The sequence below is a fragment of the Pseudomonas sp. TMB3-21 genome (assembly GCF_054898145.1).
This window is the reverse complement of the sequence record NZ_CM142718.1, coordinates 4812879-4838324: the sequence shown is the minus strand read 5'-3', so window position 1 is coordinate 4838324 and position 25446 is coordinate 4812879. Positions and strand designations below refer to the sequence as shown.

General features: G+C 58.0%; 15 protein-coding genes and 2 pseudogenes. 9 read left to right on the top strand and 8 right to left on the bottom strand.

What is annotated here, in order from left to right; genetic code table 11:
• Positions 1 to 102: 102 nt before the first annotated feature.
• Complete coding sequence (locus ACYZTS_RS21930) at positions 103 to 1098, bottom strand: DMT family transporter (protein ID WP_461996515.1); 996 nt, start codon at positions 1096 to 1098, stop codon at positions 103 to 105.
• 15 nt (positions 1099 to 1113) lie between these two features.
• Between ACYZTS_RS21930 and ACYZTS_RS21925 the strand changes: the two genes are divergently transcribed.
• A complete protein-coding gene (locus ACYZTS_RS21925; protein WP_461992016.1) occupies positions 1114 to 1677 on the top strand; it encodes a helix-turn-helix domain-containing protein in 564 nt (187 codons plus the stop codon).
• Between the two features lie 54 nt (positions 1678 to 1731).
• Positions 1732 to 3162: an FAD/NAD(P)-binding protein gene (locus ACYZTS_RS21920; RefSeq protein WP_461992014.1), complete on the top strand. Its 1431-nt coding sequence runs from the start codon at positions 1732 to 1734 to the stop codon at positions 3160 to 3162.
• A gap of 67 nt (positions 3163 to 3229) precedes the next feature.
• Here ACYZTS_RS21920 and ACYZTS_RS21915 read toward each other — a convergent pair whose 3' ends face one another.
• Positions 3230 to 3970, bottom strand: a complete 741-nt coding sequence (locus ACYZTS_RS21915) for a response regulator (RefSeq protein ID WP_028623559.1) — start codon at positions 3968 to 3970, stop codon at positions 3230 to 3232.
• Between the two features lie 290 nt (positions 3971 to 4260).
• On the opposite strand from ACYZTS_RS21915, the gene zapE reads away from it, so the two are divergent.
• From zapE to ACYZTS_RS21900, 3 genes are all read left to right on the top strand, one after another.
• Positions 4261 to 5379, top strand: a complete 1119-nt coding sequence (gene zapE / locus ACYZTS_RS21910; protein WP_461992011.1) for a cell division protein ZapE — start codon at positions 4261 to 4263, stop codon at positions 5377 to 5379.
• A 17-nt stretch (positions 5380 to 5396) separates the two neighbouring features.
• Positions 5397 to 5996, top strand: a complete 600-nt coding sequence (locus tag ACYZTS_RS21905) for a DinB family protein (RefSeq protein ID WP_461992009.1) — start codon at positions 5397 to 5399, stop codon at positions 5994 to 5996.
• Positions 5997 to 6077: 81 nt separating this feature from the next.
• The gene (locus ACYZTS_RS21900; RefSeq protein ID WP_028623562.1) at positions 6078 to 6569 is read left to right on the top strand and encodes a GNAT family N-acetyltransferase; all 492 of its coding nucleotides are present in this window, start codon (positions 6078 to 6080) and stop codon (positions 6567 to 6569) included.
• Positions 6570 to 6682: 113 nt separating this feature from the next.
• Here the strand turns inward: ACYZTS_RS21900 and ACYZTS_RS21895 are convergent.
• Positions 6683 to 6966, bottom strand: a pseudogene (locus ACYZTS_RS21895) (DUF3077 domain-containing protein).
• A gap of 819 nt (positions 6967 to 7785) precedes the next feature.
• Here ACYZTS_RS21895 and ACYZTS_RS21890 point away from each other — a divergent pair.
• From ACYZTS_RS21890 to ACYZTS_RS21880, 3 genes and pseudogenes are all read left to right on the top strand, one after another.
• Positions 7786 to 9836: pseudogene (locus tag ACYZTS_RS21890) on the top strand (type VI secretion system Vgr family protein).
• Positions 9833 to 10666 (top strand): DUF4123 domain-containing protein, encoded by an 834-nt coding sequence (locus ACYZTS_RS21885; protein ID WP_461992007.1) that lies wholly within the window; start codon positions 9833 to 9835, stop codon positions 10664 to 10666. Before ACYZTS_RS21890 ends, ACYZTS_RS21885 begins: the two are co-directional and overlap by 4 nt.
• A gap of 21 nt (positions 10667 to 10687) precedes the next feature.
• Positions 10688 to 13198 (top strand): LysM peptidoglycan-binding domain-containing protein, encoded by a 2511-nt coding sequence (locus ACYZTS_RS21880; RefSeq protein WP_461992005.1) that lies wholly within the window; start codon positions 10688 to 10690, stop codon positions 13196 to 13198.
• Positions 13199 to 13249: 51 nt separating this feature from the next.
• Here the strand turns inward: ACYZTS_RS21880 and ACYZTS_RS21875 are convergent, their stop codons facing one another.
• The 5 genes from ACYZTS_RS21875 to ACYZTS_RS21855 form a co-directional block, all read right to left on the bottom strand.
• Positions 13250 to 14311 carry a formylglycine-generating enzyme family protein gene (locus tag ACYZTS_RS21875; RefSeq protein ID WP_461992003.1) on the bottom strand — a complete coding sequence of 354 codons (1062 nt, stop codon included), beginning with the start codon at positions 14309 to 14311 and terminating at the stop codon, positions 13250 to 13252.
• A gap of 339 nt (positions 14312 to 14650) precedes the next feature.
• On the bottom strand, positions 14651 to 15652 hold the full coding sequence (locus ACYZTS_RS21870; protein WP_461992001.1) for a formylglycine-generating enzyme family protein: 1002 nt from the start codon (positions 15650 to 15652) through the stop codon (positions 14651 to 14653).
• A 228-nt stretch (positions 15653 to 15880) separates the two neighbouring features.
• Entirely contained in the window at positions 15881 to 16081 is a 201-nt protein-coding gene (locus tag ACYZTS_RS21865; protein ID WP_461992000.1) for a hypothetical protein, read from the bottom strand.
• 99 nt (positions 16082 to 16180) lie between these two features.
• Entirely contained in the window at positions 16181 to 18418 is a 2238-nt protein-coding gene (locus ACYZTS_RS21860) for a TonB-dependent siderophore receptor (RefSeq protein WP_461991998.1), read from the bottom strand.
• Positions 18419 to 18620: 202 nt separating this feature from the next.
• Entirely contained in the window at positions 18621 to 20366 is a 1746-nt protein-coding gene (locus ACYZTS_RS21855; protein WP_461991996.1) for a phosphoethanolamine transferase CptA, read from the bottom strand.
• Positions 20367 to 20616: 250 nt separating this feature from the next.
• On the opposite strand from ACYZTS_RS21855, the gene ACYZTS_RS21850 reads away from it, so the two are divergent.
• Positions 20617 to 25443, top strand: a complete 4827-nt coding sequence (locus ACYZTS_RS21850) for a hypothetical protein (protein WP_461991994.1) — start codon at positions 20617 to 20619, stop codon at positions 25441 to 25443.
• Positions 25444 to 25446: the final 3 nt, after the last annotated feature.

Here is a 25446-nt window from a genome sequence, read left to right as displayed (position 1 = left end):
GCAGAATCCTACAAGGTAGCCGGAAAATTCCTGTATTTCATTGTTTCAAAGGTCTGTATTGAGCTTAGCGAGAGGCCTTGCGGTTGCTGCAAATCTTGATGCTTAACCTTGGGTTTCCTGCTCTAGCGCTTCATTAGCCTCAACCTTTTTACCCTTGGTCTTCAACTCACTGACAATCACCGCCGCCACAATCAGCCCCGCGCCGAGCAATGCGATCGCCGGCAAACGCTCCCCTGCAAGACGCCCGACGATCCCGGCCCACACCGGCTCACCGGCGTAAATCAACGTCGCCCGGGTCGGCGAAACGCTTTTCTGCGCCCAGTTCATCGCCACTTGAATCGCCGCACTGGCGGCACCGAGGCCGAGCGCGCTGCCCAGCAGGAACCACGAAAAATCCGGGATCACTTCCTGGGTCGGCATCACCATCAGGAACGCCAGCACCGACGTGGTTGCCAATTGCACCACTGTCACCCGGCGCACATCGACCTGGCCGGCGTAGGCGCTGATCAAAATGATCTCTGCCGCGATCGCCACCGCGCTGATCAGCGTGACGATTTCACCCGGGCTGAAATTGAACGACGCGCCCGCCGGGCCGGACACCAGCATCAGCCCGGTGAACGCCAGCATGATGCCGATGCTCGGCATCAGCCCCGGGCGCCGGCCCAGCACCAACCATTGCAGCAGCGGCACGAACGGCACGTACAGCGCGGTAATGAATGCCGACTGGCTGCTGGGAATGCTCTGCAAGCCGACCGTCTGCAGGCCATAACCGAGCATGATCGCGACGCCGATAAACGCGCCCGCTCTGAGTTCGAATAGCGTCAGGTCGCGCAGATGACGCCAGGAGAACAGCGCAACGATCAACGCCGCCGCTGCGAATCGCAGGCCGACAAAAAACATCGGCCCGCTGACCGTCATCGCGTGTTGCACCAGCAGGAACGTGCCACCCCAGACCATCGTGATGACGACCAGCACGCATTCAGCTTTACTCAAGCGAGTGAAACGAGGAGAGGAGTTCAACGACGTCATAACCTTGCGCGCTACCTGTGGGCGACGCACAATGCGCCGAATGGTGCGCAGTATACTGCCCAACCCCATCCAGTGAGCAATATAGTGCACAAAGATTCCAGCCAACGAGCCTCAGTCCTGCAGCACGTCAGCCTTAACGTTCGACGTCTGCGCCATGCGGCCGACATGAGTCAGACCGCGCTGGCAGAAAAGTCCGGGGTCAGCCGCCGCATGCTGGTGGCTATCGAAGCCGGCGAGAAGAACGTCAGCCTGACCACCCTCGACCGTGTGGCGGAAGCGCTGGACGTCGCATTCAGTGATTTGATCCAGGCGCCCGACGCCCGCGATCCGAGCCGCATCAATGAGGTCGCCTGGGCCGGTAAGATTACCGGCAGCAAAGCCGTGCTGCTCTCCAAAGCCACCGCGACCCGAGAAGTCGAGCAATGGGAATGGTGCCTGCAACCGGGCGAAGTCTACCCGTCGCAAGCCGATGCCGAAGGCTGGAGTGAACAGATCTACGTATTTGCAGGTTGCCTGACACTGTTGTTAGAGGACACGCCGTACGAAATTGCGGCCGGCGAGTTTTATATGTTTGCCAGCAACCAGCCGCATGCTTATCGCAATGATGGGCCGGTGGCGGTGCAGTTTGTGCGCAATGTGGTGATTTAGTGTTCTGGTGGTCTGCAGAACTTTTTTTGGCGAACCCTGACCAGTGAGAGCGGCATGAGCAAAATCGACAGCGCATCGGAGCCAGCCGCCATTCGCCACGCAGACATCCTGATCATCGGCGGTGGCCTCAGCGGCGCCATGCTCGCGGCGCAGCTGTTGCGCCTGCCGGGCAAGCGCTCGGTGCTGGTGATCGAACCCCGCGCCGAACTCGGTCGGGGCGAAGCGTACAGTGCGGTCGAACTCGGCCATACGCTCAATGGCAACGCGGCGCGGATGAGCGTCGACCCCGACAACCCCGATGACCTTACGCAGTGGCTGACCGCCTACATTGCCGCCGGCGGCTGGCCGCAATCCGATGAGCAACACGTGCCGGTCAGTGAACTGTTTCCGCCACGAGGGATTTTCGGCCTGTACGTGCAGCAGCGTCTGGCTGAAGCGCAGGCGCAGGGCGCTGTCGAGGGTTCGACGATTGAACACGTGCAGGCAGAGGCGGTTGATCTGCACACCGATGATCAGCGTGTTTTGCTGACGCTCACTGATGGCCAACAATTGCAGGGCGCTTGCGCGGTGCTGGCGACGGGGATGTTTGCCGCTGCGCGCACGCCGCAGACGGAATCCAGCGGGGTCAACGCCGCAGCGCTCGATCCGTGGGACGTCGCCGCCATGCGTCAGCTCGATCCGCTATCGACCGTGCTGATCATCGGGTCCGGCCTGACCATGGTCGATGCCGTGGTGTCGCTGGAACAGGCCGGGCACCGTGGACCGATCGAGGTGTTTTCCCGGCATGGCTTGCTGCCGCACGTGCGTCGACAGCCTCCGGCCTGGGTGGATTTCCTCGCTGCCGACCAGCGCATTTGCACGCCGCGCCAATTGGTCCGCGAGTTGCGTCGGCATTGCCGGGATGCGATGGCGCAAGGCATTGACTGGCAGGCACCGCTCGACACCGTGCGGGCGCACATCGGCCGCTTGTGGAGTCAGGCGACCGACGTGCAGCGCCGGCAGTTTGTACGGCATGTGCGGCCGTGGTGGGAAAGTCATCATCACCGCTCGCCGCCGATGAGTGCGCAGCTGGTGGAGCGGTTGCATGGGGAAGGACGGCTGCGAATTCAGGCCGCGTCGTTCAAAGGGCTGGAGCCGTCCTCGGAGGATGGGGTGAGCATTCGCATTCGGCGCCGTGGCGAGGCGGATACGGTTGTGGTCAGTGGCGCGGCGTTGATCAATTCCAGCGGCATCGAATACGACTGGCGGCGAGTTGCGCGACCGTTGCCGCAGCAGCTGCTGGCGCGAGGATTGGTTCAGTCGGGGCCGTTGGCGTTGGGTATCGCTGCGGCGGTCGATGGCGCGGTGTTGAACGCTGACGGTAAGGTCGCCAATCGCCTGTTCGCCATGGGCCCACCCTTGCGCGGCATGTGGTGGGAAAGCACCGCCGTCACCGACGTCGCCAGCCAGGCCAAAGCCCTCGCCATCCGGCTGGTCAACATGTAGCGCTGTCTGCTACGGAGGTTTGTGGCTTTCCGCTTGCAACGGGCCGCGCGCGTGATGCCGGTTGGATTTACGACTGCGCCCCGAGCATCTCCACCGGATAGGAAAATACATAGCCTTCGCTGCGCACGGTCTTGATATAGGTCGACTCCCGAGAGTCGTCCATCAGCCGTTGGCGCAGACGGCTCACCAGCAAATCGATGGACCGGTCGAAGAGGTCGGCGTCGCGGCCCTGGGTGAGGTTGAGCAGTTGGTCGCGGCTGAGCACCCGTTGCGGGTGATCGAGGAACACGCGTAGCAGGCGGTATTCGGCGCCGCTGAGGGCGACCATGGTGTCGTCTTCGTCGAGCAAATGCCGAGCAGTGGTGTCCAGGCGCCAGCGACCGAAACCGAGCAGACGCCCGCTTTCCGTGATCAGCAGGTTCGGCGGCAGCATGCGGGTGCGGCGCAGTACGGCGTTGATCCGCGCCAGCAATTCGCGGGCGGCGAAGGGCTTGGTCAGGTAGTCGTCGGCGCCCATTTCCAGGCCCAGAATACGGTCGGTCTCATCGTTGCGAGCGGTGAGCATCAGGATCGGCGTGGCTTTATGCTTACCTGCACGCAATTCGCGGCACAGGACCAGGCCATCATCGCCAGGCATCATCAGGTCGAGGACGATCAGGTCGACGGTATTGGCCTCAAGAAAGCTGCGCATGTGCCGGCCATCGGCAACCACAGTAGTGCGCAGGCCATTTTTTTTCAGGTAATTGCCGACCAGTTCGCGGATCTCGCGATCGTCATCCACGATCAGGATGTGGTTTACATGCTCCATCGCTCTGTCCTCTTGTTTTCATCCGTTGCTTCGCTGACTTCAGGCAAACGCTGTCAGCAGATCTTGCTCCAACGCTTGCTGCGAATTGCCCGTAATGTACCCGATCCCTGGAGCAAAGCTTGCTCGCGAATACGGATTTGGATGTTGCCCCGTACTAGTGAATGCACTCGATCAATTGTAGAAGCTGGCTTGCCAGCGAAAGCTATGTCCTTGAGGACCGGGTTTTGCAGTTAATGACTACTTTACAAAGCTTTTTCCAGTTCAACCGGAGCGAACGTATACTGCCGCGCATGAATCCCGACTCCCCCCTAAGCGCCTGGCAACACGCGATCGAACACAAAGGCTTCGTTCAGGACGAAGCCCAGGAACAGGCTGTCTGGGCGCTGCAGAAATGTCACGAAGCGTTGCATGAAGGCCGGGCTCCGATCACCGGTGTTTATCTGTGGGGGCCGGTCGGGCGGGGTAAAACCTGGTTGATGGACCAGTTCTACCAAACCTTGCGTGTTCCGGCCCGGCGCCAGCATTTCCATCATTTCATGGGTTGGGTGCATCAGCGCTCGTTTCAACTGACCGGTACGGCCGACCCACTGAAAGCGTTGGCTCGCGAGTTGAGTGCGGAGGTGCGCGTGTTGTGTTTTGACGAACTGTTCGTCAATGACATCGGTGACGCAATCATTCTCGGGCGTCTCTTTGAAGTGATGTTCGAGGAGGGCGTGGTGGTGGTCTGCACTTCCAATCAGCCGCCGGAGCAGCTGTACGCGGATGGCTTCAACCGGGACCGTTTCGTGCCGGCCGTCAAGGCGATCCAACAGCATATGCAGGTAATTGCGGTGGATGGGGGCGCCGATCATCGCTTGCAGCCAGGCACCGGTCTGCAACGGTACTGGGTCGCCGTTTGCGGTGAGCCGAGCGCGCTGAGTGAGGTCTTCAACACGCTGACCGTGGGCGAGCAGGTCAGCCGTTCGCCGATCTCGGTCGGGCACCGTTCGCTGGCGGTGGTGCAGGCCAGCCCGACAGTGCTGTGGTGCCGCTACGCCGATCTCTGTGAACAACCGTTTGCCGCCATGGATTTCATGACCTTGTGCGACCGGTTCAAGGCTATTCTTTTAAGTGATGTGCCCAACCTCAGCGCGCAACAGCGCGAGGGGCGGATCGCCCGCGGTACCGAGGATGGCGTCGAGCGCGTTGCTGCCGGTGATCGGCATTTGCCGCAGCTGTCGGTGCATGACGACGGTGTGCGGCGATTCATCGCGCTGGTCGACGAATGCTACGACCGTAAAGTGCCGCTGTACCTCGAAGCGCAGGTGCCGATGGAATCGCTCTACACCGAAGGGTATCTGGCATTCCCGTTTCGCCGCACCCTCAGCCGCCTGCAGGAAATGCAGCTGCAACGTTTCGCCGAGGCCTGACCCGAAGGAGTGCCACTGTGCATCAGCCTTTGTCCCACCATCTGCTGACCATGGCCTATCAGAACGCATGGGCCAACCATCGACTCGCCAAGGCCTGGCGTCAGCTGAGTGACGTCGAACTGAGCGCGCCGCGAAGCGGTTTTTTCCCCAGCCTGCGCGCCACCCTCAACCATATCCTCACCTGCGACTGGTTTTACGTGGATGCGTTGGAGCGCGAGCTGCGCGGCGATGCTCCGCACCCTGACTGCCTGGTGTTTTTCCAGGACGACGAGCCGTGCTCCAGCGCTGCAGACCTGCAGCGCGAGCAATCCCACGTCGATCGCCGATTGCTCGCCTATTGCGAACAGTTGCGTGACGCCGACCTCGGCAAGCTCGTGACCATTGCCCGAGAAACGCCGCAGCACGACAGTCGCTTGCGCCTGCTGTCGCACCTGTTCGAACACCAGATCCATCATCGCGGACAAGTACACTGCATGCTCAGTAGCACCCCGGTTGCACCGCCGCAACTCGACGAGTTTTTCAGTGTCGGTGAAGCACACCTGCGCGCCGCGGATTTCGCCGAGCTGGGCTGGACCGAGGCGTTGATCTGGGGCACGGGCGTGCAACCGTTGCAGTGAGTGCGTGACTCGCGCTAGGGTCGCCGGACCCTGCAGCGCGGATGGCGCGCTGAGGCAACCGCGCAGTAATCGAGGATGGAAATGGAATCCGCAGAAATACGTGTACTTCAGGCCAGCTACACCAACCCGCTGCATGCCGAGGCGATTGGCCTGGTGCTGAATGCCTACGCTGAAGACCCGATGGGCGGTGGTCACTCGTTGCCCGCTGAAGTCCTGGCTCAACTGCCACAAGAACTGGCCAAACGTGCCCACGCCTTCAGCGTGCTCGCATTCGTCAACGGCGAGCCCGCGGGGCTGGTGAACTGCTTTGAAGGCTTTTCGACGTTTGTCTGTCGGCCACTGGTCAATGTTCACGATGTGTCAGTGGTGCCGAAGTTTCGCGGTTTGGGCCTGAGCCAGAAGATGCTGCAAAAGGTCGAGGACATTGCCCGCCAGCGCGGCTGCTGCAAGATCACTCTGGAAGTGCTGGAAGGAAATGCAGTGGCCCAATCGTCTTACGCCAAATTCGGATTCGCTGCCGGCATGTTCGACCCGGCGCACGGGCGGATGCTGTTCTGGACCAAGCCGCTGTAAATTCAGGCGCTGATCAAAAGCCCTCGTTGCCTTACAGGTAACGGGGGCTTTTTATTGGTTGGTGTCTGGGCGCCTTCAGTTGCGCTCGGGCGCTTGTTTTGAAGGTCAGGGCTTTATTGCAACAGGCCGCTCCAATACCTTCCCGCATCATCAACAACAGCCTTGCTCATCGCCGTCAGGTAATGCGCGGCCCAGATGTGTCGGTCGGTATCGCGATTGAAGGCAGCGTCCCGGTCAGCTCCCTGGCAAGGAACAGGAAGTCTGAGGCCATGGCGAGCGCATCGCAGAGGGGAACGTCTCGGGTGACATGGAAGAGGGGTTGGGTTGAGCAGTAGATTAAGGGGGTGAGGCCGATGGTTTTTAGATCTGAGGGATCGGGCTGATTTGTTGTTGTCATGTTTTGCTCCAGGGTTCGAGGAGCTGCCACATTCGTTTCCAAGCGAATGGGTGGCAGCTATGCGCGGGTTGGAAAACCGGGAACCATGGAACCGGCACGCCCGAGGGCGTCCCACGCACAGCTGCCATATTCAAGAATACGGCCGTGATACGGGCTGCATTCATGAAGGGTGACGGAGCGTTCGATTCGACGGGTTTCCAAGCCCGATCGCTGAATGGTCAGCGACTTCCGGAGAGTATCCCGTCGAAGAAAAACGCAACAAGGCATCAAAGTGCCCAAAAAACACGATTCGGATTTGCCTACAAGGTCTGCGGACGTCATCCGATATTTCAACACTTGAAGTAAACAAGCTGCGAGGCAGTGGCGGTTGGATAAGTCTGTGCAATTTAATGCGACCTCAACGCCTAATTGAAGGCGTGTCATTCGCGGTCATAAATCCCCCGCCAAAACAAAATTAGATACATCTTTGGGAACCGTCCTACATCAATACTTGTTTCGCTTTGTTAGCGTGCTCGACAGGTTATATGCCCAGGCTATGGATGGCCGACCCCTTGTACGAACCCTAAGTACTTATCAGGACTCACCCTGCCAAGGGCAAAAAAAGGAGCAACAAATGTTCAACGCTTCCTCGCTACCGCGCCTCACTTTGACAGTCGATGTTTCCACGCATGACGTTCAAAGCCTCGTTTTCTCCCCCAGTACACCCCTCAGCAGACCTGACATTCCGACGGTGGGGGCGGCACGTCAATGTAGTATCTGCACTTGGATCAAGTCTTCTCTGCCACTCGTGTCCAGTATTACTGCTTAAGGGGCTAGCCTATGTTCGCGCCGGCCAATACTGCGCACTTTGCGTTATTAATTCCCGCTGTTCGCAACGACTTTCAGGTACTGGGGTTCAATGGCACTGAAGCCATCAGCCACTTGTATGCGATTCAAATCGAATTGGTCAGCGAGTTCCCTGATTTCGATCTGGAGAGCCTGCTCAGTCAGCCGGCATTCCTTCAGTTCGGCCTGAATGGCGAAGGTATTCATGGCCGACTGGAAGATGTTTTCGTGGGTGAAACAGGTAAACGCCTGACCCGTTATCATCTAACCTTGGTGCCGGCCCTGCATTACTTGCAGTTCAGCCACAACCAGCGGATTTTCCAGCATCTGACAGTGCCGCAAATCGTCGCCCAAGTGCTCCAGGGGCATGGTATCCAGGCTGATGCCTATACCTTTCATGTGAGCACCAGTCCAGAGCGCGAGTACTGTACCCAGTATGCGGAAAACGATTTCGAGTTCATCCAAAGGGTGTGCAGTGAAGATGGAATTTCGTGGCACCACCAACACAGCGAAGAGGGTCACCATCTCGTATTTACCGATGATCAGACCTTTTTTCCCAAGCTGGGGGGTACACCGTATCGGCAAGGCTGCGGCCTGGTGGCGGAACACCCGGTCGTCAGTCAGTTCTCCATGCGCTTTAGCACCCGTACCAGCACGGCCACGCGCCGAGGCTATGATCCAGCGCGCCCAAGCCTGTTGTTGCAAAGCCAATTTACCGCTGAGTTCAGTCCTGCACTGGAAGACTACCGCTACCCGGTGCTGCACGAAAATGAAAAGCTCGGCAGACAGCTTGCCCGGCAGTCCCTGGAGCGGCACCGTGCCGACTACCAGCTGGCCGAGGGTAAAAGCGACCAGCCGACCCTGCGCAGCGGCCACTTCTTCGATCTGACTGAACACCCGCGTCAGCAGTGCAACGATTTGTGGTTGTTGCTCAGTGTGACGCACTCAGGCAAGCAACCTCAGGTACTGGAAGAAGCAATCACCAGCGACGTTGAATCCGCAGACGGCTTTACCCAAGGTTACCGTAATAGCTTCAGCGCGATTCCCTGGGATGTGTTCTACCGTCCACCGTTGGTTACGCGCAAGACAATGTTGGTCAGCCAGACGGCCCGTGTCACCGGGCCCAAAGGTGAGGACATCCATTGCGATAAGTACGGACGGGTCAAGGTCGAGTTCCATTGGGACCGCGCCGAACTTGGCAGCGACAAGAGCAGTTGCTGGCTGCGGGTGTCGTCCAGCTGGGCGGGGGACGGCTTCGGTGCGGTGACAATCCCGCGTGTCGGCATGGAAGTGGTAGTGACCTACCTGGAGGGTAATCCCGACAATCCTTTGATTACCGGGTGTGTGCCTAACAAGGTTACGCCTGTGCCATACCCCTTGCCCGCGAATAAAACCAAAACCGTGCTGCGCAGCCAAAGCTCGCCCGCCAGTGGCGGCTATAACGAGCTCTCGATTGAAGACCGTAGCGGCCAGGAGCTGATCTCCCTGCGTGCTCAGCGTGATATGGAGCAGAAGATCGAAAATGACAGCCGACTGGAGGTGGGTAACGAACGCCGCGAAACCATCAAGGGCAATAGCATTACGGGCTGGAAGCCGAGGAACTGCGCACCGTCAACGCTGACCGTAAAGTGGATCTCAAAGCCAATGACTATTTGCAGGTCGCCGGCAGCAGTCATACCCGTGTAGGGCAAACAGTGGTGATTGAGGGAGGTCAGCAAGTCCACCTCAAGGCCGGTGCCCATCTGATACTGGATGCCGGAGCCAGCATCACCTTGAAAGGTGGCGGGCAGCACATCGTGATCAGCCCGAAAGGTATTTTCAGCAGCACCGAGATTCAAACGGGTGGCGCGCCTGCTGCCGGAACCGCGGCTGCTCCGGTGTTGCCAGGGATGCTTGAAGGGTTGGCAACACCGTCAGCATTGCCGCTTCCCAGCCTGCCGTTTTACCAGGAGCAAGCGGTGGCAGGTGCTCTCTTACCTATTCCTGACTGTCAGCTCGATGCATCAGGTCAGTGCCCAATCCACCAGCCGGGGGAGGCGGCATGATCGAGACCCTCTCCTCACCCTTTGAGACGCCTGGAGCTTCGCGAGTCCTGTGTGTGATTCTGGACGCCAGTTTCGATCCGCAATTACCAGCGCATGCCGATCAAGCCATTGGCTTTGGCTTCCAACGTTATGTGCCGCTCTTCGACGAGACCCCTTATGCGGGTTTGCAAGTGGCCGGGCCTTTCGCGTTGCTGTGTCCTGCACCTGGTGCTTCGATGGAGCATGCCAGCAGGTTGCTGGAACGGGCAGATGCCGGGTGTGTCGCCTATCTGGAGGATGAGCAGTCCTTCGAGCGAGCCGTTGAACATTGGCGCAGCCTGCTGACCATCAGCACCGATGACACGCCTGCCCAGATGATGCGTTTTTTCGATCCGCGCTGGCTGGAACCGCTGTTGAACAGCCTCGATGAAACAGAGCTGTTGCAGTTCATGGGGCCGCTCACTGGCTTGGCCTGGCGCAACGAGCTGGGCTGGCGATATCTGGCTAATCCCCAACCGGATCCGCATGCAGAAATTCAGCAGCCTGGTTGGTTGCACATTGACGTCGATCGCCAGGCGCTTATGGATCAATACCGTTTGAAAATTCTGGCGGGACGATTTGCCTTGGGCTATCAGGCGGTACTTGCGATGCCTGAGCCGGTGGAGTTCGTTTATCGGCAACTACTTGGCGCTCAGACCGCAGGGTATCTGCAACTGGCCGAGCAGGAACGCTGGCTGCGTCTGGCGTTACGTCAGGGCGATGGATTCTGGGGACGCACTCCAAATTCCGAATTATTGGCCCGTGATGACCTGGGCCTTGGCGACAAGCTAATCGAGCTTGAGCTTCTCTGAGTCACAAGGACGATGATCCCGATGAACAATACCTATACCGTTAAAGATGGCGATACGCTGGGGGTAATTGCCCGGCAATACGGTGTTAACACGGCCGAGATACAAGCGCTTAACCCGATCATTACTAATCCCGGCTACATCAAGCCTGGTTGGGAACTGAAGCTGCCCGACACCGCGCCCAAGCCGGGACTGCCGCCGCCGATGTACGCAGATAACACCAGCTCCGTCGCACTCAAGGGCCAGGCCCAGTGCGATGAGGAATTGGTCGATGTAGCCCATATTACCGGTGAGCCGCATTTTTTTATTCTGACGGATAAACAGTCCAAGGCATTGAAGAAGGAAATCCGCGCTGTCCAGAAGGTGATGGATGAGCTGCATCAAAATCTCGCCAAAGCGCTGCCTGCTATGCAGTGCAAGAAAACTCAAAATCCCGGCGCCAGCTGTGCGTGCTCCGGCTGTGTCAAAGAGGCTTGGGCAGTCAAAGCTGAAGGCGCCGGGTTGCTGAAGCGCGACCTCAAACCCCGGCAAACCAAAGCGGCACCGCCGACAACCGATAAAGATCTTCAGGGGGCTATATTCGCCTTGCAGCAGGCGCGTGATTGGTATCAGGCTTACGAGCCCAGGTCTTATGGCTGGACGCAATTTGAAGACAACTGGAAGTTATTGAAGAGCAAGAAAATCACGGAGCTGGATCAGGAAATAGGCAAACTCCGCGCTGAATTGGCGGCTCAGAAAAAAGCCGAATCCGATGACAGCTCAACCAGCGCAAGCAACGCCGCCCCGGATCTCAGGCATGGCAAGGGGCGCAGCAGTGAGACTCAGCGTGGCAGCCAGACCAGGTCCGGCATTACCGTGGTGGAAGTCATCCTGTTCAGCGACCCGACTCGGCGTCATTACGTCTCGATCCCTTGGCGAAGTACCACCGCATGGAACGTTCGAGTCCCTACGCGCGTCATGGCCGGGAAACCCTTCAACAAGCAACTGGCCGCAGACCTGATCAAGGACATCAAAAACGCCGTCGGTGAAGGGCGTAGAGCCGGTCCGTTGGGCAATCTGGAGCTCAAGATCAGTACCTGGACCAGCAAACAGGACAACCTGCTCAATACGCTGCATCAGGAAGTGTCCTGGACGTCCAATCAGAGCGACGCGTCGCGCTACGCGATCAGTGCCGAAGCCCACGCCCTGCGATTCGCGGCCAGCGCCAGCGCAGGGGTTAATAACTGGAACCCCAAAGAAGGCAGTATTGACGTGGGTGTCAAAGGCAGCGCGGCGTTCTCGTTGGCGGAAGCTTCAGCGTCCTTGAATTCGTATTTTCCTGATCAGGGCGGATACGTCGCGAACATGGTTTATCGTAATGCCCTGAAACAGGAAGTGCTGCATCCGATGGGCGTGTTTCGCATGAGTGGCAAGTTGGAGCTGTCATGCTTTGTCGGAGCGAAGTTACAGGGCGAGGCTGGGGTCAAAACGCAATACAAGCCGACGGAAACCCCCGCCGGAGCAACCGCGTTACTGGGTACGCCGACCATGGAAGTCGGCCCCGGTGGCAATATCGGCGTCAAGTGCGATGCGTTTGCAGGAGCGCAAACAGGCGGTGCTCTCAGTGGGGCTTTTGAGTGGGTTGAGCCGGAAAAGCAAGGGACGGGCAAAGCCTTCGTCGGTCAGGCAAACGCCAACAGCAATTGGGCTAAATTGGCCGAGCTCAAAGTAGAAGGGAATGTCGCTTTGGGTATTGGTGCCCATGGTGAGATTGGTATCAGTATCGCTGATAACCGGTTGGCATTTAACTGTAAAGGCTCGCTGATATTTGGCCCTGGTGCGGGCGGTGGGTTTGGTGCGTTGGTGGATGTAGAGCAGGTTGGGAAGCTGACATTGCTGTTTTGTAATGCCTTGGCTGATGTTGACTACAGGCACCTCTCGGGAGTTACTGAGGATGCGTTTAGGTACATGGCGTCCGGGCTATATCAGGTGGCGACCTCGCCCGCAAAGTCGTTCAGCTCTGCGTTCAAAGATGGTGCCTTTGAGATGATTAAGTGGTGGGATAAGAGAGCAGCCACGAGGATCGAAGCTGAAGCACTGGCCAATTATCTAATCGGTCATGAGAAAGATAAGATCATCCGGGTTGGGAATCAGGCTATACAGCTGAGCGTGTTGCCGCCTGAAACCATGGGGCCGATGGTCTATCTGCTGACAGAAGGGGTTGTCGCCAAGGGAATTGGCAGCTTCAACGAAAGGCAGGAGCAGGCACTCGTCATTCTTCTGTCCGAGGTACGTCGCTGGAGACAATTTATTGAAGTGCTGGAGCATTGTTCACTCGACGGGACAAAAGTTAAGGCCATGAATAGTCTGGAACGAATCAATGACTTGCTTACCGGCGATGAGCAAGACAAATTCAATCGTTTCATTGACAGTTTGGCGGTTAAGCAGAATTCCGATAGTCCGGCCCGAGCAGCCTGGAAGCCTAGTAATGCCTGGCGTAAAGAGAAAGTGCTGGTGGCCGCACAGAACAGCGGTAGGTTTGATGGTTTGGCATAAACGTTGAGCAAATAAAGAGGGCGCACATATAGCGCCCTCATTCTGCCTGCTTTAAAGCGGCAGATCGGATTGAACTGAACAGCGGAAGCTATAGCCCGGGTAATACCCGTTTTTTACAGGCTCATCTGCCCATCGCCGTACTGTACTCGCGGTGAGCAGTGGATCCTCTGGATAACCCGATCCCCTATGAATTCGGAGAGTGCCTGTCTCGGGGCCAGTAGGGTTAATCAGTGGTGAGACACGGTAATAGTCTTTGTCGTACCAATCATTGACCCAGTCGGTGGCATTTCCGGACAGGTTGTAAATCCCCAAGGGGTTGGGAACAAAGCTATCAACCGCAAAGGTGAGGCGTTTACCTTTACCTGATGCAGGGAAGTTACGTCCATAGTTCAAACTCCCATTGTCGGTGGAAAACACTACATGTTGACCACGATTACGTGCTGCATATTCCCACTGGGCCTCCGTGGGCAGATCTACCGGGAAACCACTTAGCTCCCCTAACCAACCGCAATAATCTTTAGCTTCTTGCCAGCTTTGGACCGGCGCTGGCAGCATGGGACCGTAAAACTTTGCCTGCAATTCTTCTCGTTTGCGATCTTCCGCTTCAAATAACGGTTTGCCCTGAGCGATAAAGAACAGATCGAAATCCCCCAGTGTTGTCTGGAATTTTGACAGGGAATAACTGCTCAGTTTAACGGGATGAACAAAGTCATCATCACCGTGCATGCTGATGCGCCCCATCCGGCCCGGCTCCACGCCGCAGGGCCAATCGCACAAATTTGTAGGGTCATCGTCATACGGCCAACCAAAATCCCCCATCTGGAACTCGCCACCTTCGATAAACACCATGTTATCCAGTGACTGCACCACTGTGTTCAGTAGCTTGCCGCGAACCTCGGTGGAGAGTTTTGGGTATTTATGCTCGATGGTTGCATTGATTTCAGCGACTTTATCCGGCGAGAGTTTCTGGCTTTTTGGTAAAGGAGAGGTTTGCGCTTGGCAACCTGTCACCAGCAGTAACGTATAAATAAGTAAAAAGATGTGTCTTACCACAGGAATGTCCTTATACATGTAATCCGAGGTGCCAAGCCTAACATTTTTGTGCTCTTGCATGGTTCTCGATCTCAGTGCAAAAGACGATTGAGGGGGTTGAGTGGGGGAGGGATGAAATGCTTGTTTTTGGGGGGGCGGCGCGAAATGCTATAAGGGCAGAAGCCGAGGAACTGACCAGTTTCTAATCAGCCATAATCAGGAAAAACCGAGATCGGTTCATTAACAGTATGGCGGTTATCCAGTTCCGATAGTCCGGCCCGAGCAGCCTGCAAGCCTGCTAATGCTTGGCGTAAAGAGAAAGTGCTGGCGGCCGCACAGAACAGCGGCAGGTTTTATGGTTTGGCATAAACGATGAGAGAATAATGGGGGCGCATTTATAGCGCCCTTATTACCCCTGATTTATATGGGCTGATCAGATTGAACAGCACAGCGGAAGCTAAAGCCGGGGACATGCCGCTTCCTTACAGGTACCTCTGCCCATCGCCGTACGGTACTCGCGGTGAGCAGCGGGCCTTCACCATAGCCTGATCCTTTAAGAACTCGAAGCGTGCCTGTCTCGGGGCCGGTAGGGTTAATCAGAGGTGAGACACGATAATAGTCCTTGCCGTACCAATCATTGACCCAGTCGGTGGCATTTCCGGACAGGTTGTAAATTCCCAAGGGGTTGGGGACAAAACTATCAACCGCGAAAGTAAGGCGTTTACCTTTACCTGATGCAGGGAAGTTACGCCCATAGTTTAAATTTCCATTGTCGGTGGAGAACATCACATATTGGCCGCGATTGCGGGCTGCATATTCCCACTGGGCCTCTGTGGGCAGGTCCACTGGCAAACCACTGAGTTTCCCCAACCAACCGCAGTAATCTTTTGCTTCTTGCCAACTTTGGGTTGGTGCAGGCAGCTTCGGGGCGTAAAAAATTTCATGCAATTCTTCTCGTTTGCGATCTTCCGCATCAAACAACGGTTTGCCGTGAGCAATAAAGAACAGATCGAAATCCTCCAGTGTTGTCTGGAATTTCGACAGTGAGTAACTGCTCAGTTTAACCGGATGAACAAAGTCATCATCACCGTGCATGCTAATACGCCCCATCCGGTCCGGCTCCACGCCGCATGGCCAATCGCACAGATTTGCAGGGTCATCGTCATACGGCCAACCAAAATCGCCCATCTGAAACTCGCCACCTTCGATAAACACCATGTTATCCAGTGACTGCACCACGGTATCCAGTAGCTTGCCGCGAAGCTCTCTTGAGAGTTTCGGGTATTTATGCTCGATGGTCGCGTTGATTTCAGCGACTTTATTCGGCGAGAGTTTCTGGCTTTTTGGTAAAGGAGAGGTTTGCGCTTGGCAACCTGTCAGCAGCAGTAAAGTGAAAATAGGTGATAAAATGTGTCTTACCACAGGAATGTCCTTATATATGCAATCCGAGGTTCGAAGGCTACCATTTTCTGAGCTCGCATGAACGCCAAGCCAATCTACAAGCGTCAACTCCGTATGAAGATGACGTAAGGTGGATAGATATTCAGCTTTAGTTTCGCAAGCGCGAACATACACATACCGTCCGGCAGGCGAGCAGTGCCCCATATTTCGACAACAAAAAAGGGCGCCCCAGGAGACGCCCTCTTTACCTCACCGCTTGTAACTCTCCGTCATTTGCGCAGTTTGATCGTCCGGAACGCGCAGCTCAGCATCTTGCTGACGCTGGTTCTCCTGCTGGCTCAACCGCAAACTCTCGTAGTAATAGCGCATGCGTTCTGCGCCACCTTCGGCAAATGCACTCACCGAAACAAAAGTCATCAGCCCGGCAACAATCAAAGGTGTCGTTTTCATGGTCTGCCTCCCACTAAGCATGTCGGATGCGATTTCGTCCATGAAGCAATACTGCGCGGGCATTATCTGCCGATCCCGTTAATTGGGAATTAACTGTGCTCAGAGCTTCCAGTCCAGGCTCAGGGTCACCGTACGCGGGGCGCCCCAGTACACGCCGTTATAGAAACCGACGTTGTCGTAATACTTCTCGTCGAGCAGGTTGTCGACGTTCAGGGATGCCGACAGGTGTTCGTCGAAGGCATACCGCGACATCAGTTTGACCACGGTGTACGCCTCCTGCCGAATGTTTGTGCGTTGGGTGATGATGCCTCCATTCGCGGCCCGACCGACCGGGCGATTGGCTGTTCGGTAAATGTCGCTCTGCCAGTTGAGCGCGCCGCCGACGGTCAGCGCCTGCCAGTTCCCTGGCAAGCGATACGAAGTGGACAGGCGCAGCATGTTCAACGGCTGATTGGTGTTGGCGCGTTTGTCCTCACCCGTCACCGAATGGGTGTAGGTGTACCCGGCAATCATGTTCCACTGCGGCAAGACTTCGCCGGACAGTTCGGCTTCGAAACCCTGGACCTTGTTGCCTTTGCCGTTGGACTTGTAGAACTCCTCGTTGGTCACCGGGTCCGGCGGCACCGAGTCATCGAGTTCGGCGACGTTGTCCTGTTTGCTCCAGAACACTGCCGTGGCGAGGTTCAGGCGTTCTTCCAGCAAGCTGCCCTTAAGCCCCACTTCATAATTGCTGCCGACTACCGGTTCAAGATATTGGCGATTGCTGTCGCGGTAGGTTTGCGGCTTGAAGATGTCGGTGTAGCTGACGTAGGCGGTGTATTCAGGCGTCAAGTCGTAAAGCAGCCCGGCGTAGGGCGTCCACATGTCGTTGTGCTGCTGAGAGGTCGCATCGACGCTGCGCAACTGCAGATTGTCAGCGTAGGCGTTGGTCGTGCTCGTGGATTTCCAGCTGCCGTAACGACTGCCGAGCACGGCGTGCAGGTCGTCGGTCAGGCTCAGGCGGGTTGCCAGATAACCAGCCTTTTGCCGAGTGCTGCTGCTGGACGCTTGCAGATCGGTCACGGTGTCATTGAACTTGGGAATCGCGCTCATGTATTTCCAGTCGGGGACGTTGGCGTAGTCCGACGCGATGTCACTGTCGGTGTAGGGATTGTCGTCACTGCGCTCGGCCTCGCCATAACCGAACATCATTTCGTGCTCACGGCCAAATAACGCATAGGGCCCGGACACGTTGAAGTCATACGCCTTCATCTTCTGCTCGCCGATCATGTGGCTGACGTTGGCCACCATGCCGCTGCGATCGGCCTCGGGGAAGCCGTTGCCGCCGTAGTAGATCTTGCCGTCGGTGTCGCTCTCGCGATGGGTGTAGGCGGCTTTCAGGTGCCAGCCCTCGCCGAGATTCTGATCCAGCGTAGCGAAAGCGGTTTTGTCCTTGAGCGGCCAGGAACTCCAGGGTGTAGCCATGTTGGTGGACCGTCCGAGCCTGGCTTCACTGCCGTCGGCGTTCCAGTACGGCACGGTGCCCCACGACGTGCCCTGCACCTGTTTGTCCTGATAGTCGTAACCCACGGCGAGCACCGTGTCGTCGGTCAGGTCCGCTTCGAGAATGCCGTAGCCGACCTCCCGTTGCAGTTGATAGTTGTCGAGATAAGAGTGGCTGTCGCGGTAGGCCAGCACGCCGCGCCCGCGCAGGCGTCCATCGAACCCCAGCGGACCGCCGACATCCACGTAGCTGTAATAATTGTCGTAGCTGCCGCCGCTGACACCGCTCATGGCTTGCCATTGCGAGGTAGGGCGCTTGCGCACCATGTTGATGGTGGCCGAGGGATCGCCGGCACCTGTGGTCAGGCCGGTCGCGCCGCGTACCACTTCGATACGGTCGTAAATGATCGTGTCGGCGTCGGACTTCATGTAGCTGAACGTGTTGAGCATCCCGTCGATCTGGAAATTATTGATCGGGTAACCGCGCGAGGAATAACTGACCCGATCGGAATCGTTGTGTTGCACAACAATGCCGGTGGTCTGGCTCATGGCTTCGGACAGCGTGCCGAGTTTGAAATCGTCCATCTGCTGGCGGGTTACCACCGAAACCGACTGCGGCGTTTCCTTGATCGACAGGTTCAGGCGGGTGGCGCTGCTTATGGCGCCGGTGGTGTAGGACTGCGTGTTTTCAGTGGTGCGGCCCAGGTTTTGCCCGGTCACATTGGTGGCGTCAAGCTCCAGAACATCGCGCCTGGTTTGTTCTGACAGTTCAGTTTCTGCAAACAGCTCAGGGCATAGCGCTGCACTGCACAGACCAAGGGTAAAAGTCATGGAACGGGTGATAGGCGCGAACATCGCTGCCGACTCCTTGTCGTCGATGGAAAAATTTCCGTTGATTCAAGGACGAAGGAGGGCGGCGATAATTAGCAATAAACGAGAATAATTACTATTTGTGAATATGTCACAAGCTTGTAGCAGCTGCCGAGCCTGCGAGGCTGCGTCCAAACCGTGTCGCGATCGGACGCAGGCTGCGCCAACTGCTACAAAGGGCATGCGGTTACTTGAGGACAATGCCCGCCGGGTCGGCTTTCACCTTCGGCTTGATCAGGCTGAAGTCGATCAGCGCTTTCTGCTGACGCTCGAAAGGATTGCCAATCAACAGTGGTCGCGGCTTGAAACTGTCGCTGACCAGGCTCTTGCTGTGATCAAGTTCATCGAAACTCAACCCGGCCATATCCGCCCAGGTGTGGATCAGGTGCGAGCTGCTGTAAGGCCGGCCAAGGTCTGCGGCGAAATCCCAATTGTGCTTCTCTCGCCATTTTGGCGATGCCCAGGCCATGAACGGAATCGTGTACATCGGCGCCGTCGGCTTGCTCTCGTTGCGGCCCAGCGTGCTGTGGCCGGGCGAGTCAAACACGTCTTCGCCGTGGTCGGAGAGGTACAGCAGGAAGCCGTTCGGGTCGGATTTGGCGTAGTCCTTGATCAGGCTCGAGACCACGAAATCGTTGTACAGCACCGCATTGTCGTAGCTGTTGTACGTCGGCAATTGATCGTCACGTACGCCGTCGGGCACGCCGTTGCGATCCTTGAATTTGTCGAACGTCGACGGATAACGGTACTGGTAACTCATGTGTGTGCCGAGCAGATGCACGACGATCAACTTGCGTGGCGCGGCATCGGTCAGCGCCTTGTTGAACGGCGCGATCACGTCGCCATCGTACTGCGCGGCGTTCTGGTTGCGATTGTTGTTCAGGTACACCTGCTCGTCGGCCTGTTCGGAGAAGGTCGTGAGCATGGTGTTGCGCTTGGTCATGGTCTGCTGGTTGGTAATCCAGAACGTCTTGTAACCCGCCTGTTTCATCATGCTGACCAGTGACGGCGTCGACAGGTACAACCCCGGATTGTCTTCATCGGCAAAGGTCAGGACCTGTTGCAGCGCCTCGATGGTGTAGGGGCGCGGGGTGATGACGTTGTCGAAAACCGCCAGCTGATCCTTGAGTTTGTCCAGTTCAGGCGTGGTCTCGCGCGGGTAGCCGTACAGGCTCATGCGCTGACGGTTGGTCGATTCGCCGATCACCAGCACCAGCGTCTGGGGCTGATCAGCGCTGACATCCTTGAGGTTTTTCAGCGGGGCGATCTTGCTCGCGCTGTGCAGCATGTCCTGCATGCCGGCGAGGGTGTCGAGATAGCGGTGGTACGCCACTGCCATCTGCCATGGCACGGCCGGCTCGATGCGGGTTTCGAACTTCTCGAAACCTTCGGCAAAGTTGCCCGTGCGCATCGTTTGCTTGATCAGCGGATAACCCACCACTGCGATCACGATGGCGGTCGCCGCCACCAGTGCGCGACCACGCGGCATGTACACCGGGCGCAGGCGCGTCCACAGGAACCAGGCGAATGCGGTGTGGGCGAGGAATGCCGCGACCATCCACCAGGCAAAGTACTGGGTCATGTACTCGCCGGCTTCAGAGATGTTCGACTCGAACATGATGAAGATGACGCTTTGCGAAAATTCCTGCTGATAGATGAAGAAGTAACCCAGGCTCGCCATCGAACAAGCCCACAGCACCACGCCGATTACCGCCGCCATCACGCGGGTCTGTTTCGGGAACAGCAACATCGGCGCGAGCCAGATGGCACTCATCACGAAGGCCTGACGAAACCCGCTGAAACCGGAGGTGCCCGTCAGTTGGATCAACAGTTGGGTAATGCCCGAGAAGTACCAGAAGAACATGAACAGCCAGAGAAATCCGGGCCAATCGAAACCTTTCGCAGTCGTGTTGCTGCGTTCAAACGTCGCCATTCAGGGCTCCAGCAAATGATTCGAGGTGGCTGGCGCAGGCAGCGGCAGCAAATAGCGGACACGCAAAATTCAGCGGGCGGCCACAATGAGAAAATTATGACCAGAGTGGTGTGAAAAGTTCGTGAGCTACCCGGTTTCCCAACGGCCGTGGCGGTATCGGGTTACCGCACAGCGCGGTCAATCCCGGGTTTTGATGAGCGCTACGCAGGACGCAAACCTGCCACGCCAATCGCCTCCCAAGGAAAGGGACATGCCTGATCATTCGCTTGTAGCGCCTCCATTGAATGCTGGAAAAGTACTGGCTTATGCCGTTTCAACGGTCTTTGCCCATCGACCGATCGTCATCACTGCCGCGTTGAAACAATTCACCGCGGCGCTCGCCAGGCTCTACCCGGACCTGCACATCAACGTGCTGACCACCACGCTCAACGTGCCGGGTTGGGACGTCGGGCACGAGCGCGACAACACCGTTATGCCACCGGGGGAGGACGGCGCCAGGCATTCCACGGTGCCGCTGTTCGAGGTGATGATCGCCTCGGTCACCGGCAAAGCCTCGCTGTGGTTTACCTCCGGGCACTTTCTCAGCGACGCGAGCGGGCGGCGCCTGGATGTCGAGATGCGGGAAGTCGAAGCGTTACTGCGAGGTTTGCCGGACGTGATGATCGGCGCCCTGCAAACCGCACTCGCGGACTTCTGGAACGAGCCGCTGGCCGGTGAGACCAAGCGTTGGCAGTGGCTGGCCGACCTTTGCAAAGGCGCATTGCTGATCCAGCTTGCACCGGGCAACAGTGACGATCGGCTGGATGCCGAGCAAATCCGCACGCTGCAGCAAATTGCCCATTGCCCGCAACGATCCGAGCGCCAGCAGGTGTACGGGGAGAAAGCTACTGAAGCGTTTCTGGTGCGCTATCAAACGGGTCAGGACGAAGCGCTCCGGGTCCTTACCCGCAGCGCAGTGCTGGTGACGCGTACGGTGGCTGACCGGGAAATAATCCTGCAGTTTTTCCCCGATGGAACCGTTGCATCATTCAACACACTGCAAGCCTTCGCCGAGGCGCAACGCGTGACCGGTTCGTCGACCAGCCACGTGGTGCTGGACGTTCAGCCATGGACTATAAACACCGATGTGTTCGTCACGTTGGCCCAGGCGATGCTCGACTCGCAACTGGAGCGTGTCGCCGATATGGGTGATATCGCCGGGCAGGATTTGCCAGCGCTGGAGTCGCGGTATGCCGAGATCAGTGATGTCTCAAGTTTTTTTCACGCCTCCGCTGACCACGCATCGACATCGACAATGCTCGACAGCGTGCTCGACAACCAACCCGACTGGCTGCCGCTTGCCAGCACCGAGGACCTGCTGGCCTACAGCCGATACCTGCTGGAACTCGCGGCATTGCAGCAAGCCACGGATGGCCGGGCTTATGACGACGGCATCGACAGCGCCGCCGTGTTTGCCAGGCATGCGCTGGAGCAGGCGATGGTGGATTTCGGTCCGGCGTTCGACCCCGACGCCTTGTTGGTCACGCAGGTTCGCTATCAGGCCGATGCACCCGGCGCTGCGACGGGCACGGTCGTCAGCCAAACCGATACCCTGACCCGGCGCGCCTTGAAAAATCTGGGTGGTCTGCTGCACGCTGCCACCACGCTACGCGACAAGAACGGCGCGCCACTGCCGGATTGGGTAAACGTCGACACTCTGCGTGAGCTGATGTCGCGAGCGGATATCGGCACGGCTTACCCACTGCTGGTCAAGCGCGAGCTGCTGGGCGACAAAGCACTGCGGTTTGAGCGGGAAACACGCTTCGCCAACCAGTTGCGCCTGCAACTGCCGATGCTGGCGCTTGAATACAAAGTGACCGGCAATGGCCATGTGACCGAGGCCGGCTATCGGCAAGTGCTCGCGCTGGTGCAAGCCGAGACCGCTGCGCGCACCCTTGACCTGCAGCCGATCGTGCTCAGGGCGCTGGCCTTTGTGCTTGACGAGGCAGACCGCACAGACGTGGTGAGTAATCAGTTCGTGATCGGCCCGCAAGACACCAGCCACGGACCTTTTCTTCTGTACCGGCCGTTCTACGCACCGGTGTTCGTCGAGTGTGCGTCCTGGCCAACGCTGTTGGAGCGGATCCGCGACGACTCGTCGATCAACAAAAGCGTGCTGGATTGGCTTGAGCCCGACGCCCGCAGGATTTACAACCACGGAGGCTTCACTGAACCACATCTGCCGAGGGTGATCTTTGATGTGGACTTTTCGACGATTACGGCGGCGGCCCCACCGGTCCTGTGTGATGAAGTGGTGGTGGGCGATGTGTTCAGCGCACTGTATCAAGCGAATGCCGGCGTGCTGGTGCGCCAGGCTGACGAACAGACGGTGTCGAACGCGGAATATCGCTGGGCGACGCTGGAGGGCTTGGGCGAAAAAGTACTCGACTCGATTCTGGGCGCGGTTCTGCCTTACCTGCGCGGTCCGGCTGCCGCCGCGGGTTGGCTGCTGACCACCGAGTCCGCCGTCTTGAGTGCCTTGCGCACCCTGGACCAGGGTGACACCGGCCCGACCCGGCAGTTGTTATTCACGCTGCTCGGACAATTGGCGATGGCAGCATTGGTTCATCGGTTTCAGCCCGGCAATGTGTCCGACCTTCCGGTTCGATTGCCCGCGTCGCGAGGCAGCGTATCCGCCCGGTACACGCCGCCCATCGCTGCCACGACGCAAATAACCGATTCGGCCGTGGATTTTTCCATGGCCCCGTCCCGCGATTCGCGAGCGGCGCTCGAGCGCTATTTACAGGTCCATCCCGACACGGTTGGACCCGTCATAGAGGCCGCGCCGCTGCCTGGCATTCACGTGGTCGATGGCCGCTGGTACGCACGGGTTCCCGGAAGAATCTCCGGCTGGGGCTGGGCGCCGGTGACGCCGGCGCAGGGTCGCAATGTGCACCTGCTGGATCGCAGCGCCGCGCCGATCAAATGGCTGGAGCTGTGCAACAACGGCGAGGGTTTGTGGGACACCGCGCCTGAGTTTCGTGTACGCCATGGCGGTGGCGGTGCCAGTCGGCTGGGTGAGTACGTGTTTGGCGATCCACAGCTGAATGCCGAGCGCGCCGCCCGGACACAACGCTTGCAGGTGCTCGAGGAGCAGCGACTGGCGCTGGATAAAGAGATCAACCATGCGCGGGATGCGGGCAACGATGCCTATGTAGAATTTCAGCAAGAAGCGCTCAAACTGGCAGACGCCTCGAAAGGATTCGCTGAAGCGCAAGGTGCGCAACAGGCTCAATTCAAACGTGACATGGCCGCTGCGCAGCAGAAATTGCGGATATCCAATCAGACCAGACTTAAAGCGGGTGAGTTGTTCGTTGAGCTGCAACTCAAATACATCGCCCTGCTCGACAAGGTCCGGCCAGTGCTCGATGCCGATGAACATTTCCTGCGCGAAGCTCGTTACGAGTTTCTGCAAGAAAGGCTTTTGCGCTGCAGCATGACGGAATCGGCGCTGGAGAGCGTCTCCAGCACCCCGCCGGAACTGGGCTATTCCAAGGAAAGCGTTTTTCCTTTGGCCTACGACAGCCCCGACGCTGCGCTAGGCATTCCTTACAACGCGCTGTTCGAGGCGCGCAAACGAATCCTCAAGTTCTATCCGCAGCGAATAGCGGTCAGTGAGATGCTGGAGGCCACAGCTGCGGAACTCGCGTCGCTGGATGAGCAAGTATCTAAAGGAAGGCGAGCCAGCCATTTGCTCGACGCGGTGAAAACGCGAAAGCTTGACACCGACATACTGAGGATTTTCGAAGTGATCTCCATTCGGGGCGCGCTGACCGGCGACCCGTTGGTAGAGCCGAGCATGCTCGAGGCGGCTGGGCTGGAGGGCATCAGTCGTATACCCGTCGGCCGTGTGACCTGGCATCTGCTGGAACTGGATGCGGGGACAGGCTATACGCCCAACGAGCGGATTCTGCTGCTCAAGGACGCCGTGCGGCACTACACCAATGCCTTGGGCCTGGCCCATTACCTGGAGCGGCCCGCAGGTGGGATGTCTTACGTGCCGGAAGAGTTCGTGCGCAAGTTCACTGCCCGCGTGACGGAATTTCGCAGTATGGCGGAAGAAGCGCTGGCGAAAGTCGCCCGCGCCGAAGTGCTGGGGACCGTTGACGAACCGGTCGCTGCCAGCGGCAAATCACGCTCCAAACGCACACGCAGCCCGACTCGACGCATCATCGAGACCGCCGAAGGCATGGTCATGGGCGAGTCAAGTGACGAAACGGACGAGCCGGACGAGACCATCGTGGCGACCGATCCGTATTCTGGGGCGCACACCACGTATTACCGGCACGACGCTGCAGAACCGATCTACACCGAGCGGCGCGTCGAATCGCCGATGACACCGGTGCCTCCGGTCAGGCCGCTGCCGGGTCTGAACAAACTGCTCAAGGAAGCACGCCTGCTGCTGGCCGGACTCGCTGAGTTCAAAGCCAGGGTCAGCCAGAGCGCGAGCAGGCAACCGGAGCCCAAGAGCCAGGAAGACACGTTGGTCCGCCAGGCGAACAAGCTCGATGAAACAGCGGTAGCGATCAACCTCAGGCTCAAGGAATTTTCTCAGAGTCAGCACGACAACGCCGTCGACCTGAACGCGCGCTTGACGGTCGCTAGTCAAGCGCTGCGGGACGAAGGTGTGCGCCTGCGCATCGAAGGGGCGCGGCGTTTGCCGCCGACCGTGGGCAATCTCGAATACCTGCTGGAAAAAGGTGAAGTGCGCATCGGCAACTCGAACTGGTCGGACAAATCCACAGCGTCAGGTGGTGCGGACTTTCTGCTTGAGTTTGAAGTGCTCGACGAAAAAGCGCTGGCCAGCAAGCATCACAAGGCACTGTGGTATGCGCATTTTCATTGCCATGAGAAGAGCGCTGGAACGATGAAGAAGGGGCACTTGAAGTTGGCGGCACTCAGGTACAAGACCTATGCCGACCAATTGCGAGAGGCGCAGACCAGTCAGATTCAGGCCATTGAAAGCGCCAATATCAGCAAAAGCGTGGCGACCAGGCTTTTCTTCAAGCGCCTGCCGCCCGGCGAACAGGGTAAATAACGG